This window comes from Streptomyces sp. NPDC000348 (genome assembly GCF_042898795.1).
Taxonomy (GTDB): domain Bacteria; phylum Actinomycetota; class Actinomycetes; order Streptomycetales; family Streptomycetaceae; genus Streptomyces.
In genome coordinates this window covers 173,094-187,100 of the sequence record NZ_JBIAZD010000010.1, presented here as the reverse complement: position 1 = coordinate 187,100, position 14,007 = coordinate 173,094, and the positions used below count along the sequence as shown (strand labels likewise).

The following is a 14,007-nucleotide window of genomic DNA, read 5'->3' as shown; positions in this document are numbered from 1 at the left end:
CGGCGCTCCGTCGGCCGATGTCCCCGAACCGTGCCCGTTTCGGGGTGGGGCGCGGTACGACGGGAACCGGAGGACGCGCAACGTGGCGCAGTCCACAGCGGAACCGTCGCCGATCGAGCTGACGCGACGGCCGTGCGGCCGCGAGAATGACGGTGAAGGGCTTTGTCGCCTTTTTCGGACGGGCCGTTCGTGCCGCTGGGGACGCACGCTCGTTCTTCAGTGTGGGGCGGTCGGTGCGCCGTTCCGGGTGAGCTGGTCGTAGGAGCACTAACCGATGGGCGAGGGGTACGCATGACCGACACCGGCCAGGTCCCGGGCGAGGGACTGCCGGAGAACGCAGGCATGGTGGAGCAGCCGGGCGTCCCCGCGCCCGACGCGTACGCCTACCTCTCCGACAGTCCCGCCGAGGAAGAGGACCTGTTGCTGCCCGGCGCCCAGAGCGCCTGGGGCAACGAGATCGCCCCGCCCGTGCCGGAGCCGGTCGTCGAGACCGTGCACCAGCCGGGCCCGCACGAGACGGCCGGCCGCGACACCGGCTCGGTCGACCTCGGCGGCGTCCGGCTCCCCGAGCCGCCGCAGCCGGCACCGCCCGCGCCGCGCCGCCCGCTGCACCTCGGTCCGCCCATCCCCAACGTCAACGCCGGCCCGGTGCGCTCCCTCGCCGACCGCGGTCCCGCCGACGTGCCGGCCCGCCAGGCGGGTCCGCCGTCCCTCGGCCCCGAGTACCTCGACGTTCCGCACGCGCGCGAAGCGGCGGCACCGCAGCCCGCGGCGCCCTGGGGCGCGCAGCCCACGGTGGGCGTGGGGGCGGTGGCCGCGGAAACGGTTGTTCCGGTTCCGGGGCAGGTGGGCGCGGCCCAGGCGGTCGTGACCCGCGTCGCCACGGAGGCGGGGGGCGCCGCGGGCGCGGTCCCCGGTGAGGCCGAGGCCGCGCCGAACGTTTCGGCCGGGGGCGGGGAACAGGGGTCCGTACCGGTCCCGGCCGTGGATCACGGCCTGCCCGGCACGTCCGCCGCCGGGCCCGCGCAGGGGGCCGGTTCGCCGCAGACCGCCGAGGCGGCCCAGGTGCCCGGACCCGGGCTCGCACCGCCCGCAGGGTCCACTGCTCCGGAGCACGTCCAGGAGCCGGGGGCGTCCCCGGCCGTCGAAGTTCCGGTCGCCGAGGTGCCGGTCGCCGAGGTGCCGGTCGCCGAGGTGCCGGCCGTCGAGGTGCCGGCCGTCGAGGTGCCGGCCGTCGAGGTGCCGGCCGTCGAGGTGCCGCCCGCCGAGGTGCCGCCCGCCGAGGTGCCGCCCGCCGAGGTGCCGGTCGCCGAAGTTCCGCCCGCCGAGCCGGAGTACGTCCGGCCGGCCGAGGTGCCGCAGGCCGGTCAGGCACCGGTCGCCGGGCCGGCCGCGTCGGCCGTCCTGCCGGACCCCGCTCAGCTGCCCGAGGCACCGCAGGCCGCCGTTGCCGAGCACGCCCCGGGGGCGGATGCCTCCCACGGCGCTCAGGTACCGGCTCCCGACCCCGACGCACCGCAGGCCGGCGAGGCGGCGGGCACGGAGGCCGCCGTGCCGGCGCAGGTCCCCGCGGCGGAGGCGTCGCAGGACGCCCAGGCGCCGGGTGCGGTGGCCGCCGCTCCGGAACACGCCCAGGAGGCCGGGGCTCCGCCGGCTGTCCAGCCGTCCGGCCCGGAGCCCGCCGCGGCGGAGTCCCCGCAGGGGCCCGAGGCGTCCCAGGCGGTCCGGGCACCGGATGCCGACGCCGCTGCGGCGCAGGCCGTCGAGCCGCAGGCCGGCGAGGTGGTCGGCACGGGGGTTGCCGAGACCGTTCCGGTGTCGGGTGCGGAGGCTCTCGCTCCGGAGCACGTCCGGATGCCCGAGGCCTCCCCGGACGCCGCCGCGCCGGGCGACGGCACCGCCGTACTCCCCGGTACTCCCGCCGCCGAGGCGGACGGCCCCGCGGCCGGAACCGCTGTCCCCGCTTCCGGGACGACGGGCGGCGACGCCCTCGCGGAGGCCCCCGTGCCCGAGGCCCCGGCCGCCGCCGGCCCGGAGGCGCCCCGTGCCGCCGACGAGGCGGCCGACGCCGCTCCCGTGACCGACACGGCAGCCTCCGAACCCGGCGTGGCCCCGGTCCAGGGTTCCCAGCAGCCTCCCGCCACCCACCCGGAGCCCGGGCAGGTCCGGCCCGTGGGGGAGTCCGTCCCCGTGGACGGCTCCGTGCCCACCGCCCCGCAGTCCGTGCCGGCCCCGCCCCAGGGCGTGGCCGTCCCGGCCGGGGAACCCCGCGAGGCGGACGCCGAACCCGCGCAGGACCCGGACGACCTCGACACCCGGGGCGCCGGCGCGGAGACGGAAGCCGCGCGGCCCACCGGTCCGGCCGCCCCCGGCTACGACGACGTCGAGCGCGAGGCCGTACTGAAGGTCATGCGCGAACGCCGGGACATCCGCAACGGCTTCCGCAGCGACCCCATCCCGCACGAGGTGCTGCTCCGCGTCCTGGAGGCCGCCCACACCGCGCCCTCCGTCGGCCACTCGCAGCCCTGGGACTTCGTCGTCATCCGCTCCGCCGAGACCCGGCGCGGCATGCACGAACTGGCCATGCGCCAGCGCGACGCCTACGCCCGGTCGCTGCCCAAGGGCCGGGCCAAGCAGTTCAAGGAACTGAAGATCGAGGCCATCCTCGACACGCCCGTGAACATCGTCGTCACCGCCGACCCCACCCGCGGCGGCCGGCACACCCTCGGCCGGCACACCCAGCCGCAGATGGCGCCGTACTCCTCCGCGCTCGCGGTCGAGAACCTCTGGCTCGCCGCCCGCGCCGAGGGCCTCGGCGTCGGCTGGGTCAGCTTCTTCGACGAGCGCGAGATGGTCCGTGCGCTGGGGCTCCCCGAGCACCTCGAGGTCGTCGCCTACCTGTGCGTCGGGTACGTCGACGAGTTCCCGGACGAGCCCGAGCTGATGCAGGCCGGCTGGTCCAAGCGCCGGCCGCTGTCCTGGGTCGTGCACGAGGAGACGTACGGCCGTCGCGCCCTGCCCGGAGAGGACCCCCACGACCTGCTCGCCGAAACCGTCGCTCAGATCCGCCCGCTGGACGCCAAGGCGCTCGGCGAGGCGTGGGAGCGCCAGAAGCGCATGACCAAGCCGGCCGGGGCGCTCGGCATGCTGGAGATCATCTCCGCCCAGTTGTCCGGCCTGTCCCGCCAGTGCCCGCCGCCCGTCCCGGAGCCCGCGGCCGTCGCGATCTTCGCGGGCGACCACGGGGTGCACGCCCAGGGCGTCACCCCCTGGCCCCAGGAAGTCACCGCCCAGATGGTGGCCAACTTCCTCGGCGGGGGAGCGGTCTGCAACGCCTTCGCCGCCCAGGTCGGCGCCGAGGTCTGCGTCGTCGACGTGGGCGTCTCCTCCGACCTCCCGGCCACCCCCGGTCTGCTGCCGCGCAAGATCCGCGCCGGTACGTCCGACATGACCGCCGGGCCCGCGATGACCCGCGAGGAGGCCAAGAAGGCCATCGAGGTCGGCATCGAGACCGCCCGCGACCTGGTCGCGGCCGGCAACAAGGCCCTCCTCACCGGTGAGATGGGCATCGCGAACACCACCGCGTCCGCCGCCCTCATCTCCGTCTTCACCGGCGCCGACCCGGCGGAGGTCACCGGCCGCGGCACCGGCATCAACGACGAGACCCTCGCCCGCAAGACCGAGGTCGTCCGCCGCGCCCTCGAACTCCACCAGCCGGACCCGGCCGACCCCGTCGGAGTCCTGGCCGCGGTCGGCGGCTTCGAGCACGCGGCCATGGTCGGCCTGCTCCTCGGCGGCGCGTCGCTGCGCACGCCGGTGATCCTGGACGGCGTCAGCGCCGGTGCCGCCGCCCTGGTGGCCCGGGCCATCGCCCCCGAGGTGCTGGCGGCCTGCATCGCGGGTCACCGCAGCGCCGAACCCGGCCACGTCGCCGCCCTCAACAAACTGGGCCTGCGCCCCCTGGTCGACCTCGACCTCCGCCTCGGCGAAGGCACGGGCGCGCTGCTGGCGCTCCCTCTCGTGCAGAGCACGGCCCGGGCCATGCACGAGGTGGCGACCTTCGATTCGGCAGGGGTGACCGAGAAGTAGCCCGGACGGCTGTGGGCCATCGTTCCGCAGGGCGGAACGGGTGGGCACAGCCGTCCACCCACCCGCACGTGCGGGGCCGGGGGCAGCGCCCCCGGTTCCGGGAAGGGGCGGGCCGGGGAAAACACACCCCGCCCGCCTGGGCCCCCACCGGACGCGTGCTTAAAATCCCCACGTCAGGCCCGCTCCGAAGCCGCAGCGTGCCCGCTGACCCACCGCTTGTCCGAGGAGCCTCACCTGATGGCCGAACACCCCGCCTACCCCGTAGGCCTCCGCCTCACCGGCCGCCGGGTCGTCGTCCTCGGCGGCGGCCAGGTCGCCCAGCGCCGCCTCCCCGCCCTGATCGCCGCCGGCGCCGACGTCCACCTCGTGTCCCCCGAGGCCACCCCCTCCGTGGAGGCCATGGCGGACGCCGGCGAGATCACCTGGCACCGGCGCCCCTACGCCGAGGGCGACCTCGCGACCGCCTGGTACGCCCTCATCGCCACCAGCGACCCCGGGGCGAACACCCGTGCCTCCGCCGAGGCGGAAGCGAACCGCGTCTGGTGCGTCCGCTCGGACGACGCCGACGCGGCGACGGCGTGGACCCCGGCCACGGGCTCCAGCGAGGGCGTCACGGTGGCCGTCCTCACGACGGAGGCGCGCGGCCGCGACCCCCGCCGCACCGCCGCCATCCGCGACGCCGTGGTCGAGGGCCTGCGCGACGGCACCCTGGTCGCCCCGCACCACCGCACCCGCACCCCGGGCGTCGCCCTCGTCGGCGGCGGCCCCGGAGACCCGGACCTGATCACCGTGCGCGGCCGCCGCCTGCTCGCCGAGGCCGACGTCGTCATCGCCGACCGGCTCGGCCCGCGCGACCTGCTCGCCGAACTCCCGCCGCACGTCGAGGTGATCGACGCGGCGAAGATCCCCTACGGCCGTTTCATGGCCCAGGAGGCCATCAACAACGCGCTGATCGAGCACGCCAAGCAGGGCAAGTCGGTGGTCCGGCTCAAGGGCGGCGACCCGTACGTCTTCGGCCGCGGCATGGAGGAACTCCACGCGCTCGCCGAAGCGGGCATCCCCTGCACCGTCGTCCCCGGCATCTCCAGCTCCATCTCGGTCCCGGGCGCGGCCGGCATCCCCGTCACCCACCGCGGTGTGGCGCACGAGTTCACCGTGGTCAGCGGCCATGTCGCCCCCGACGACGAGCGCTCCCTGGTCGACTGGCCGTCCCTGGCCAAGCTGACCGGCACCCTCGTCGTCCTCATGGGCGTCGACAAGATCGGCCGGATAGCCGAGACCCTGGTGGCGAACGGCAAGTCCCCCGAGACCCCGGTCGCCCTCGTCCAGGAGGGCACCACGGCCGCCCAGCGCCGGGTCGACGCCACCCTCGCCACGGTCGCCGAAACGGTCGTCGCCCAGGAGGTCAGGCCGCCGGCCGTCATCGTCATCGGCGAGGTCGTCGCCGTGGGCCCGCGCGGGACGGCGTGACATGGCCGAACCCGTCACCGTCGACGATCCCGGCGACCCGCGGCTGCACGACTACACCGGCCTGACCGACGTGGAACTGCGCCGCCGCCGCGAACCCGCCGAGGGCCTGTTCATCGCCGAGGGCGAGAAGGTCATCAGGCGCGCCGGGGAGGCGGGCTACGCGATGCGGTCGATGCTGCTGTCCGCGAAGTGGGTCGACGTCATGCGCGACGTCATCGACCGGACCACCGCGCCGGTGTACGTCGTCGACCCCGCGCTCGCCGAACAGGTCACCGGCTACCACGTGCACCGCGGCGCGCTCGCCTCGATGCAGCGCACACCGCTGCCCACGGCGGCCGACGTGCTCCGGACCGCCCGCCGCGTCGTCGTCATGGAGTCGGTCAACGACCACACCAACATCGGCGCGATCTTCCGCTCCGCGGCGGCCCTCGGCATGGACGCCGTCCTGCTCTCCCCGGACTGCGCCGACCCCCTCTACCGCCGCAGCGTCAAGGTCTCCATGGGCGCGGTCTTCTCCGTGCCGTACGCCCGTGTCGACACCTGGCCCCAGGGACTGGACACGGTGCGCGGGGCCGGGTTCGGGCTGCTCGCCCTCACCCCGGACGAGAAGGCCCTGCCCCTGGACGAGGTGGCGCCGCACCGTATGGACAGGGTGGCCCTGATGCTGGGCGCGGAGGGGACCGGTCTGTCCGACCGAGCCCTGGCCGCCGCCGACACCTGGGTCCGCATCCCGATGTCGCACGGCGTCGACTCCCTCAACGTGGGAGCCGCCGCGGCGGTCGCCTTCTACGCGGTGGCCACGGGGCGTCCGCGGGAGTAGCGGCCCGGTCGCCGTCGGCCGCCGTGGCCGTCGAGTGCCCGGCCGGGGCCCTGGCAGCCCCTCGTACCGTCGAGTGCCCGGCCGGGACCCTGGCACCCTCCGTACCGTCGAGTTCCTAGCCGGGGCCCTGGCAGCCCTGCACCAGCGCGATGCCCAGCGCCACCAGCAGCGTCACGACGACGAACACGAACAGCCGCTGTCTGAGCAGCCGCGGATTGGCCGGCCGCAGGCCGGTCCCGGTCGTCCGGGGTCCCGGACGACGGGCGCCGGTGCCGGACCGCGTGGTGTTCCGGGACGCCGGCGTGGGGCGCGAACCGGACCGGGACGGGGTGCCTCCGCGCGGGGAGCCGTCGCGCGAGGAGCCGCCGCCCCGCGAAGGGGGCACGCTCCGGTTGTTCCGCCCGGAGGACGGACCGCTGTTCCTGGGTGCGGGGCCGCGTCCGCGCGGCGGCGGGGTTCCCTGACCGCCCTGCCGGCGCCGCGCCCGGTCCGGGTAGGTGTCCGCGAGCCGTCCGGTGGGCCGCTCCGTCTCGGCGGCGCGCGGGGCCGGCGGACGCACATCGGCGAGGCCCTGGGCCTCCCGCGCGGCGATCTCCTTGAGCCGCAACGACAGTTGGAGCGTGCTGGGCCGCTCCTCGGGGTCCTTCGCCAGGCACGCGCGGACGAGGGGGGCCAGGGCGTCCGGGACGCCGTGCAGCTGGGCCTCCTCGTGCACCACGCGGTACAGCATCACCTCGGAACTGCCGTGCCCGAAGGGCGAGTCGCCCATCGACGCGTACGCGAGCGTGGCACCCAGCGAGAACACGTCCGTGGCCGGGGTGACGGCCGCACCGCGCACCTGCTCCGGAGCGAGGAAACCGGGCGAGCCGACCGCCGTGCCGACGTGCGTGAGCGTCGACGCGCCGGTCGCCCACGCGATGCCGAAGTCGATGATCCGCGGACCCTTCGGGGACAGCAGGATGTTGGACGGCTTGAGGTCCCGGTGCACCACACCGGCCTCGTGCACGGCGACCAGCCCCTCGGAGAGGGCCGCGCCGACGGCGGCGACGTCGGCCGCGCCGAGCGGCCCCTCGTCGGCGACCTTGTCGTGCAGCGAGGGTCCCGGCACGTACTGCGTGGCGAACCAGGGACGGTCCGCGTCGAGGTCCGCGGCCACCAGCCGGGCCGTGCAGCCGCCGCGGATGCGGCGGGCCGCCGAGACCTCGCGCGCGAACCGCGAGCGGAACTCCTGGTCCTCGGCCAGGTCGGGCCGGATGACCTTCAGCGCGACCCGCTGCCCCTTCTTGTCGGAGCCCAGGTAGACCACGCCCATCCCGCCCGCGCCGAGTCGTCGGTGGAGCCTGAAAGAGCCGACGACGCGCGGGTCCTCGCGCCTCAGGCGCATCATCGCCATGTTCATCCCCGCTGCCCGGTCCTGTGACGTGCCACAGCTTACGTTTCCACGGCCGTCCGTGCGCAGAGGCCGCGCCCTCTCGAAGCGGTGGATTGTCAGTGCCTGGTGGGAGACTTGAAGGGTGGTCGGGGAGCGTGCGGGCAGGCCTGGTTCGCGCGGCTGGCGATCCCAACCACCCGACGGCGAAGGGGGATTGATCGCATGAAGGGTGACCGCGTGGAGATCGTCGTGGACGCGGGGGACACGACGCGCACGTACGAGGTGGTGGCGAGCAGGGCGGGGCGCCGGGTGGAGACGGCTGTGCGGCGGGGGGTGGTGGAAGTGAGCGAAGTCACCCGAACCGGGGCCGTGGTGCGGACGGCCCGGTTCATGGCGAACCGGGTGCTCGCGCTGGTGGAGCAGCCGGTGCCGCGGGAGGACGGCTCGGAGAAAGCGGGACGGAGCGGGCGGCCCTTCGGGGATGTCCCTGAGGCGTAGCGCCCCGTCTCCACCCAGGGGAGTACACCGCGGGGAGGGGCTCATCCTCCGGGAGGCCCGGCAATCGGTACGAGGGCATGACGCCGGGGGAGGGACGGGCGCCTAGATTTGAGGTCAAGCGGCGGGTGCAGCACTCGTCCCCCGAGGTCAGACGCCCGCCGCTGCCAACGACAACAGAAACGGTCAGGAGAGGGACCATGGCGTACACGGCACCGCGGACACTGGTCCGCACGCGGGAGAACGGCGAGGGGCGTCGCCATCCGCTGGTGGCGACGCTGATGGCCCTTCCCCTGGCGGTCCTGCTCCTCCTCGTCTTCGACGGGTGGGAGACGGTGGCCGCACAGGCGTCGTCCGTGGGCGAGATGCTGGGGCGCTGAACAGCGACCCCAGGCCCGGAAGAGCGGTCCGGGCGGGGACATCCACCCATGAAACCCCGTGGGGACGGGGGTGCGGCGGACGGCAAAATGCCGGCGCAGCTGGGGAGCTGCGCCGGCATTGCTTTGCCTGCGGCGCGGGTGCGGCTTCGGCAGGGTCGCCGTAGCGCCCACTGTCCGGTGGGTGGGTCGGGGCCGGGTCGGGGGTGTCCGTCCTCGGACCGGCGCGGATCACGTTCTCTGGAAGGGGTGCGGGGTGCGGACGCGCCGGCCACTGCGGGCGGCCACCCCCGCCCCGTCCCCTCCGCGCCGTACGCGGCTATCCGTCCCCGCCACCCCCGCGGGCAGCCGCTGCCGCCACCCCTGCTCCCGCGGGCAGACCCCCGCTCCCGCGGGCAGTCGTGCCGCTGGGCGGCACGGGTGGGCGCTGGGGGTCCCCCCTCTGGGGGAGGCACCCCGCAAGCGCTGGGCTGCGCAACCTCCCCCGGACCACACCCACGCGCGGGTGCCCCGCAAACGCAGGGCCGCGCCGGCCCACCCGGCAGCGCACGCTCACCTCACCTCACCCGACCCGACCCGGCGAACGGCCCCGTACCCTCACCCCGTGACCACGGACCTCCTCCCCGCCCTGACCGCCCACGTCACGGCAACGGCCCACACAACCCCCCGCACCTGCCACTGCACCACCGCCACCCTCGCCGCCCGCGAAGACGCCACCGTCGTCCGACACGCCGGCACCGTCGCCAAGGCCCACGCCCCCGACGCCGACCCCACCGAGCTGACCCTCCGTCTCACCGTGGCCACCCGGCTCCCCGGCGTCCTCCTCCCCCCGCTCACCCCGGAACCCGCCGAACTGCACGGACGGCTCGTCACCCACTGGCCGTACGGCACTCCCGTGGACCCGGACGACCCGGACGCCGCCCCCTGGGAAGCCGCGGCCACCCTCCTCGCCCGCCTCCACCGCACCCCCGCCCCCACCGCCGTACCCCCCATGCGCGGCCCCGCCAAGGCGGCCCGCGCCGTCGCCCTCCTGCGCACCGCCGCCCCCCACCACCCCGCCACCGCCCCCGTACTGCGCGCCTGGGCCGCCCTCCCGCCCTGGGCCCGGGGCGAGGCCGCCATGCCGGACACCGCCACCCTCTGTCACGGCGACGTCCACCTCGGTCAGCTCGTACGCCACCCCGCGCACCACGGCCCCTGGCTGCTCATCGACGTCGACGACCTCGGCACGGGCGTACCGGCGTGGGACCTGGCCCGTCCGGCGGCCTGGTACGCCTGCGGACTGCTCGCCCCCGACGAGTGGCACCGCTTCCTGACCGCCTACCGCACGGCCGGCGGCCCGGCCGTACCGTCCGACGGGGACCCCTGGACCGCGCTGGACGTGCCGGCCCGCGCCCTGACGGCCCAGGCCGCCGCCCGCGCCGTCACCAAGGCCGTCGTGGCAGGCCGTCCCCTGGACGAGGTGGAGCAGTCACTGGTCGACGCCTGCGCGCGCATGGGCTCCGTCCGTTCCGTCGGGGTGAGCCGAAGTTCCGCGACGTAGGCTGCAACCGACCCGCAGCCGGACAGAGTCTGTCCTGGCGATACGCGAAGCAGGAACGACCGGCGAGGAGTTGAACCGATCATGCAGTGTCCGAAGTGCCGTGCCCCGATGCACACCTACAACCGCAACGGTGTCCAGATCGAGCAGTGCAGCGGGTGCCGAGGCATCTTCCTCGACTACGGCGAGCTGGAGTCGCTGACCCGGCTGGAGGCCCAGTGGGCGCAGCCCGCCCCGCCGGCCCCGCCCGCCCCGCAGGCGTACCCGGCCGCGCCGGCCCCCGCCTGGGGCGCCCCGCACGGCCACCACGGTCACCACCGCCACAAGAGCTTCGGGCACATGCTCTTCTCCAGCTGACGGACGCACGACGAAGCCCCCGGTCGGACGACCGGGGGCTTCGGCGCTGTGGACGATACTGGGATTGAACCAGTGACCTCTTCCGTGTCAGGGAAGCGCTCTCCCGCTGAGCTAATCGTCCTCGGGACCACGACCACTCCACAGAGTGGATCATGGGCACTGCGTGCGCGATACTGGGATTGAACCAGTGACCTCTTCCGTGTCAGGGAAGCGCTCTCCCGCTGAGCTAATCGCGCGGGGGATCCGGAGATCCAGTGGACGATACTGGGATTGAACCAGTGACCTCTTCCGTGTCAGGGAAGCGCTCTCCCGCTGAGCTAATCGTCCTTGGAGGTGGAGACGGGATTTGAACCCGTGTAGACGGCTTTGCAGGCCGTTGCCTCGCCTCTCGGCCACTCCACCAGGAGTGCAGGGGGCCGGGAAGCCCCCTCTTCCTTCGAGCGGACGACGAGGCTCGAACTCGCGACCTCAACCTTGGCAAGGTTGCGCTCTACCAACTGAGCTACGTCCGCCTGTCGTTTCGGTCGGCTTGCGCGTCCCGGCGACGAACTGAACTCTAGCGGATTCCGGGGCCAGTACAAAAACCCGTTTGTGCAGCGTGCTGCGCTGCGCCTGCTCACGGACGTGCCCAGGTCACCGGAACCGCGCCCGCCATAGACTCGTCGCGTGCCGGACCTGCCCCCTCTCGCCCGCTTCGGCGACCGCGTCGCCACCGGGCTCCTCGACGTCACCGACGACCCCGCCGCCCTGGACTCCACGGGTTTCTGGGCCGTCGCCGCCGACTTCGAGGGCCGTCTGACCTGCGCCCGCTTCCGCGAGGTCCGGGAGCGGCCGGTTCCCGCCCCCGTGCCGGGGGCCTGGCGGGGGCCGGCGGCCGGTGACTGGACGTCCTCGCTCGACCATGGCGCGTACACGGCGGCCGTACGCCGTATCCGCGACCACATAGCCGCCGGCGAGGTCTACCAGGCGAACCTCTGCCGCGTCCTGTCCGCGCCCGTGCCGTCCGGCGCCGACGTGGACGCCCTCACCGCCCTGCTCGCCCGGGGCAACCCGGCCCCGTATGCCGGAACGATTCGCCTGCCCGGCCACGGGGTGGAGATCGCCACCGCGTCGCCCGAGCTGTTCCTGCGGCGGGAGGGCCGGGTGGTCGAGTCCGGGCCGATCAAGGGCACCGGGCGCACCGAGGCCGACCTGCTGGAGAAGGACTACGCCGAGAACGTGATGATCGTCGACCTGGTCCGCAACGACATCGGACAGGTCTGCGGCACCGGCACGGTGACCGTGCCCGACCTGTGCGCCGTCGAGAAGCACCCGGGCCTGGTCCACCTCGTGTCGACCGTGCGGGGCGAGCTGCGAGGCGGCGCGGGATGGCCCGAGCTGCTCGGTGCCGCCTTCCCGCCCGGCTCCGTCACCGGCGCGCCCAAGTCCAGCGCGCTGCGGATCATCGGCGCCCTGGAGACGACGCCCCGCGGCCCGTACTGCGGCGGCGTCGGCTGGGTCGACGCCGACCGCGGCACCGGCGTGCTCGCGGTGGGCATCCGCACCTTCTGGATCGACCGGGCCACGGGCGGCGACGCCGTCCTGCGGTTCGGCACCGGCGCCGGGATCACCTGGGGCTCCGACCCCGAGGGGGAGTGGCGGGAGACCGAGCTGAAGGCATCCCGGCTGCTCGCGGTAGCGTCGGGAACGTACGAGATGAGTGAAGGGACCCAGAGGTGAAGATCTGGCTCGACGGCGGGCTGCAGGACACCGAGTCCGCCCGCGTCTCCGTCTTCGACCACGGACTGACCGTGGGCGACGGCATCTTCGAGACGGTGAAGGCCGTGGCCGGCCGTCCGTTCGCGCTCACCCGGCATCTCGACCGGCTGACCCGGTCGGCCCGCGGGCTCGGACTGCCCGACCCCGACCTCGACGAGGTCCGCCGCGCCTGCGCCGCCGTCCTCGAGGCCAACCCGATGCCGCTCGGCCGGCTGCGCATCACCTACACCGGCGGCCACGGCCCGCTCGGCTCCGACCGCGGCGAGCACGGCCCGACCCTCGTGGTCGCGCTCGGCGGGACCACCCGCCGCCCCGACTCCACCGCCGTCATCACCGTGCCCTGGACCCGCAACGAACGCGGGGCGCTCACCGGCCTGAAGACCACCTCGTACGCCGAGAACGTCGTCGCCCTCGCCCGCGCACACGACCGCGGCGCCTCCGAGGCGCTGTTCGGCAACACCGTCGGGCAGCTCTGCGAGGGCACCGGGTCGAACGTCTTCGTCGTCCTCGACGGCGAGCTCCACACCCCGCCGCTCGCCTCCGGCTGCCTCGCCGGCATCACCCGCGCCCTCGCCGTCGAGTGGACCGGCGCCCAGGAGACCGACCTGCCGCTGGACGCCCTGGAGCGGGCCGAGGAGGTCTTCCTCACCTCCACCCTGCGCGACGTACAGGCCGTGCACCGCGTCGACGACCGCGAACTGCCCGGCGCCCCCGGTCCGGTGACCGCCAAGGCCATGCGGATCTTCGACGAGCGCTCCGGGGCCGACCTCGATCCGTGACGGACCCGGAACCCGGCCGGTCCGGGGCGCGGACGGAAGGGGCGGGCCCGCAGGGCCCCGGCCGAGGGCGGTGGTGGGCGACGGGAGGGTGGGTAGAACACCTTCGATGACCACCACCCTGCGGCCGGTCGAGCCGCTTCAACGGAATCCCGACGGCACGCGCTCGCGCCACTACCAGGTGTGCGTGAACAGCCGTCCCGTCGGGGCGATCCGTCTCGGCACGCATCCCGTCTTCGGCGACGCCGTCGCCCGGATCACGAGCCTGCGCATCGAGGAGCCGGACCGGCGGCGCGGCCGGGGCACGGTGGCCGCGCTCGCCGCGGAGGAGGTGGCGCGCGGCTGGGGGTGCCGCCGTGTCGAGGCGACGATCCCCGCCGGCTCCCGGGCCGCCCTCGGGCTCGCCACGGCGCTCGGCTACGTCGTGCGCAACCGGACGATGGAGAAGGCCCTCCCGGACACCCCGCCCGCGCTTTCGGGAGGCGGCGCGGCCCGGCCCATGACGGAGGACGAGTTCGGGCCCTGGCTGGCCAAGGGCCGGGAGGACTACGCGGGGGAGTGGATCCGGCGCGGGGTGCCGGAGGCCGAGGCCCGGGCCAAGGCGGCGGACGACCACGCCGCGCTGCTGCCCGACGGCCACGCCACCGAGGGCATGCTCTTCAGCGTCCTCGAACACGAGGGCGCGCCCGTGGGCACCCTGTGGCTGTCGGTGCGCGGGGAGCGGGCCTACGTCTTCAAGGTCGAGACCGCCCCCGCCCACCGCGGCCGGGGGCACGGACGTGCGCTCATGCTGCTCGCCGAGGCCCAGGCGGTCGCCGCGGGCAACCGGCTCATAGGGCTCAACGTGTTCGCCGGGAACACCCCGGCCGAGCGGCTCTACGACTCACTCGGCTACGGCACGACGCAGTACTCGATGTACAAGCCGCTGCTGTGACGACGGGCGGGCCCCGGGG

At 75.0% G+C, this 14,007-nt stretch carries 11 protein-coding genes and 5 tRNA genes; 10 read left to right on the top strand and 6 right to left on the bottom strand.

The window, feature by feature from the left end; translation table 11 throughout:
- The first annotated feature begins 291 nt into the window (after nucleotides 1–291).
- The 3 genes from cobT (at nucleotide 292) to ACFY3N_RS21260 (ending at nucleotide 6,379) form a co-directional block, all read left to right on the top strand.
- Nucleotides 292–4,089 (top strand): nicotinate-nucleotide--dimethylbenzimidazole phosphoribosyltransferase, encoded by a 3,798-nt coding sequence (gene cobT / locus ACFY3N_RS21270; RefSeq protein WP_390818245.1) that lies wholly within the window; start codon nucleotides 292–294, stop codon nucleotides 4,087–4,089.
- Between the two features lie 237 nt (nucleotides 4,090–4,326).
- Nucleotides 4,327–5,559 carry a uroporphyrinogen-III C-methyltransferase gene (cobA, locus tag ACFY3N_RS21265; protein ID WP_390818244.1) on the top strand — a complete coding sequence of 411 codons (1,233 nt, stop codon included), beginning with the start codon at nucleotides 4,327–4,329 and terminating at the stop codon, nucleotides 5,557–5,559.
- Between the two features lies 1 nt (nucleotide 5,560).
- Entirely contained in the window at nucleotides 5,561–6,379 is an 819-nt protein-coding gene (locus tag ACFY3N_RS21260; RefSeq protein ID WP_390818243.1) for a TrmH family RNA methyltransferase, read from the top strand.
- A 115-nt stretch (nucleotides 6,380–6,494) separates the two neighbouring features.
- On the opposite strand, the gene ACFY3N_RS21255 is transcribed toward ACFY3N_RS21260, so the two are convergent.
- Nucleotides 6,495–7,778 (bottom strand): serine/threonine-protein kinase, encoded by a 1,284-nt coding sequence (locus tag ACFY3N_RS21255; RefSeq protein ID WP_390818242.1) that lies wholly within the window; start codon nucleotides 7,776–7,778, stop codon nucleotides 6,495–6,497.
- 195 nt (nucleotides 7,779–7,973) lie between these two features.
- Between ACFY3N_RS21255 and ACFY3N_RS21250 the strand changes: the two genes are divergently transcribed.
- From ACFY3N_RS21250 to ACFY3N_RS21235, 4 genes are all read left to right on the top strand, one after another.
- Nucleotides 7,974–8,249, top strand: coding sequence for a hypothetical protein (locus tag ACFY3N_RS21250; RefSeq protein ID WP_390818241.1), 276 nt, complete (start codon nucleotides 7,974–7,976; stop codon nucleotides 8,247–8,249).
- Between the two features lie 197 nt (nucleotides 8,250–8,446).
- Complete coding sequence (locus ACFY3N_RS21245; RefSeq protein ID WP_390818240.1) at nucleotides 8,447–8,626, top strand: hypothetical protein; 180 nt, start codon at nucleotides 8,447–8,449, stop codon at nucleotides 8,624–8,626.
- Nucleotides 8,627–9,227: 601 nt separating this feature from the next.
- Nucleotides 9,228–10,166 (top strand): phosphotransferase family protein, encoded by a 939-nt coding sequence (locus ACFY3N_RS21240; RefSeq protein WP_390818239.1) that lies wholly within the window; start codon nucleotides 9,228–9,230, stop codon nucleotides 10,164–10,166.
- Between the two features lie 81 nt (nucleotides 10,167–10,247).
- Nucleotides 10,248–10,520 carry a zf-TFIIB domain-containing protein gene (locus tag ACFY3N_RS21235; RefSeq protein ID WP_390818238.1) on the top strand — a complete coding sequence of 91 codons (273 nt, stop codon included), beginning with the start codon at nucleotides 10,248–10,250 and terminating at the stop codon, nucleotides 10,518–10,520.
- Between the two features lie 49 nt (nucleotides 10,521–10,569).
- Here ACFY3N_RS21235 and ACFY3N_RS21230 read toward each other — a convergent pair.
- From ACFY3N_RS21230 to ACFY3N_RS21210, 5 genes are all read right to left on the bottom strand, one after another.
- A tRNA-Val gene (locus ACFY3N_RS21230) sits at nucleotides 10,570–10,641 on the bottom strand.
- Nucleotides 10,642–10,684: 43 nt separating this feature from the next.
- Nucleotides 10,685–10,756, bottom strand: a tRNA-Val gene (locus tag ACFY3N_RS21225).
- Nucleotides 10,757–10,775: 19 nt separating this feature from the next.
- Nucleotides 10,776–10,847: transfer RNA gene (locus ACFY3N_RS21220), tRNA-Val, on the bottom strand.
- A 1-nt stretch (nucleotide 10,848) separates the two neighbouring features.
- Nucleotides 10,849–10,922: transfer RNA gene (locus tag ACFY3N_RS21215), tRNA-Cys, on the bottom strand.
- Between the two features lie 37 nt (nucleotides 10,923–10,959).
- Nucleotides 10,960–11,032, bottom strand: a tRNA-Gly gene (locus ACFY3N_RS21210).
- 154 nt (nucleotides 11,033–11,186) lie between these two features.
- On the opposite strand from ACFY3N_RS21210, the gene ACFY3N_RS21205 reads away from it, so the two are divergent.
- The 3 genes from ACFY3N_RS21205 to ACFY3N_RS21195 all read left to right on the top strand — a co-directional run bounded on the left by ACFY3N_RS21205 (nucleotide 11,187) and on the right by ACFY3N_RS21195 (nucleotide 13,988).
- Nucleotides 11,187–12,239, top strand: a complete 1,053-nt coding sequence (locus ACFY3N_RS21205) for a chorismate-binding protein (protein ID WP_390818237.1) — start codon at nucleotides 11,187–11,189, stop codon at nucleotides 12,237–12,239.
- Nucleotides 12,236–13,057: an aminotransferase class IV gene (locus ACFY3N_RS21200; RefSeq protein WP_390818236.1), complete on the top strand. Its 822-nt coding sequence runs from the start codon at nucleotides 12,236–12,238 to the stop codon at nucleotides 13,055–13,057. The genes ACFY3N_RS21205 and ACFY3N_RS21200 overlap by 4 nt, the downstream gene beginning before the upstream one ends.
- A 106-nt stretch (nucleotides 13,058–13,163) precedes the next feature.
- Nucleotides 13,164–13,988, top strand: coding sequence for a GNAT family N-acetyltransferase (locus tag ACFY3N_RS21195; protein ID WP_390818235.1), 825 nt, complete (start codon nucleotides 13,164–13,166; stop codon nucleotides 13,986–13,988).
- The last annotated feature ends 19 nt before the right edge of the window (nucleotides 13,989–14,007 follow it).

Excerpts from the sequence above, each read along its gene's own strand:
- ACFY3N_RS21245 (WP_390818240.1), top strand. The coding sequence starts at position 8,447 with ATGGCGTACACGGCACCGCGGACACTGGTCCGCACGCGGGAGAACGGC.
- cobA (WP_390818244.1), top strand. The coding sequence starts at position 4,327 with ATGGCCGAACACCCCGCCTACCCCGTAGGCCTCCGCCTCACCGGCCGC.
- cobT (WP_390818245.1), top strand. The coding sequence starts at position 292 with ATGACCGACACCGGCCAGGTCCCGGGCGAGGGACTGCCGGAGAACGCA.
- ACFY3N_RS21235 (WP_390818238.1), top strand. The coding sequence starts at position 10,248 with ATGCAGTGTCCGAAGTGCCGTGCCCCGATGCACACCTACAACCGCAAC.
- ACFY3N_RS21195 (WP_390818235.1), top strand. The coding sequence starts at position 13,164 with ATGACCACCACCCTGCGGCCGGTCGAGCCGCTTCAACGGAATCCCGAC.
- ACFY3N_RS21250 (WP_390818241.1), top strand. The coding sequence starts at position 7,974 with ATGAAGGGTGACCGCGTGGAGATCGTCGTGGACGCGGGGGACACGACG.
- ACFY3N_RS21260 (WP_390818243.1), top strand. The coding sequence starts at position 5,561 with ATGGCCGAACCCGTCACCGTCGACGATCCCGGCGACCCGCGGCTGCAC.
- ACFY3N_RS21255 (WP_390818242.1), bottom strand. The coding sequence starts at position 7,778 with ATGAACATGGCGATGATGCGCCTGAGGCGCGAGGACCCGCGCGTCGTC.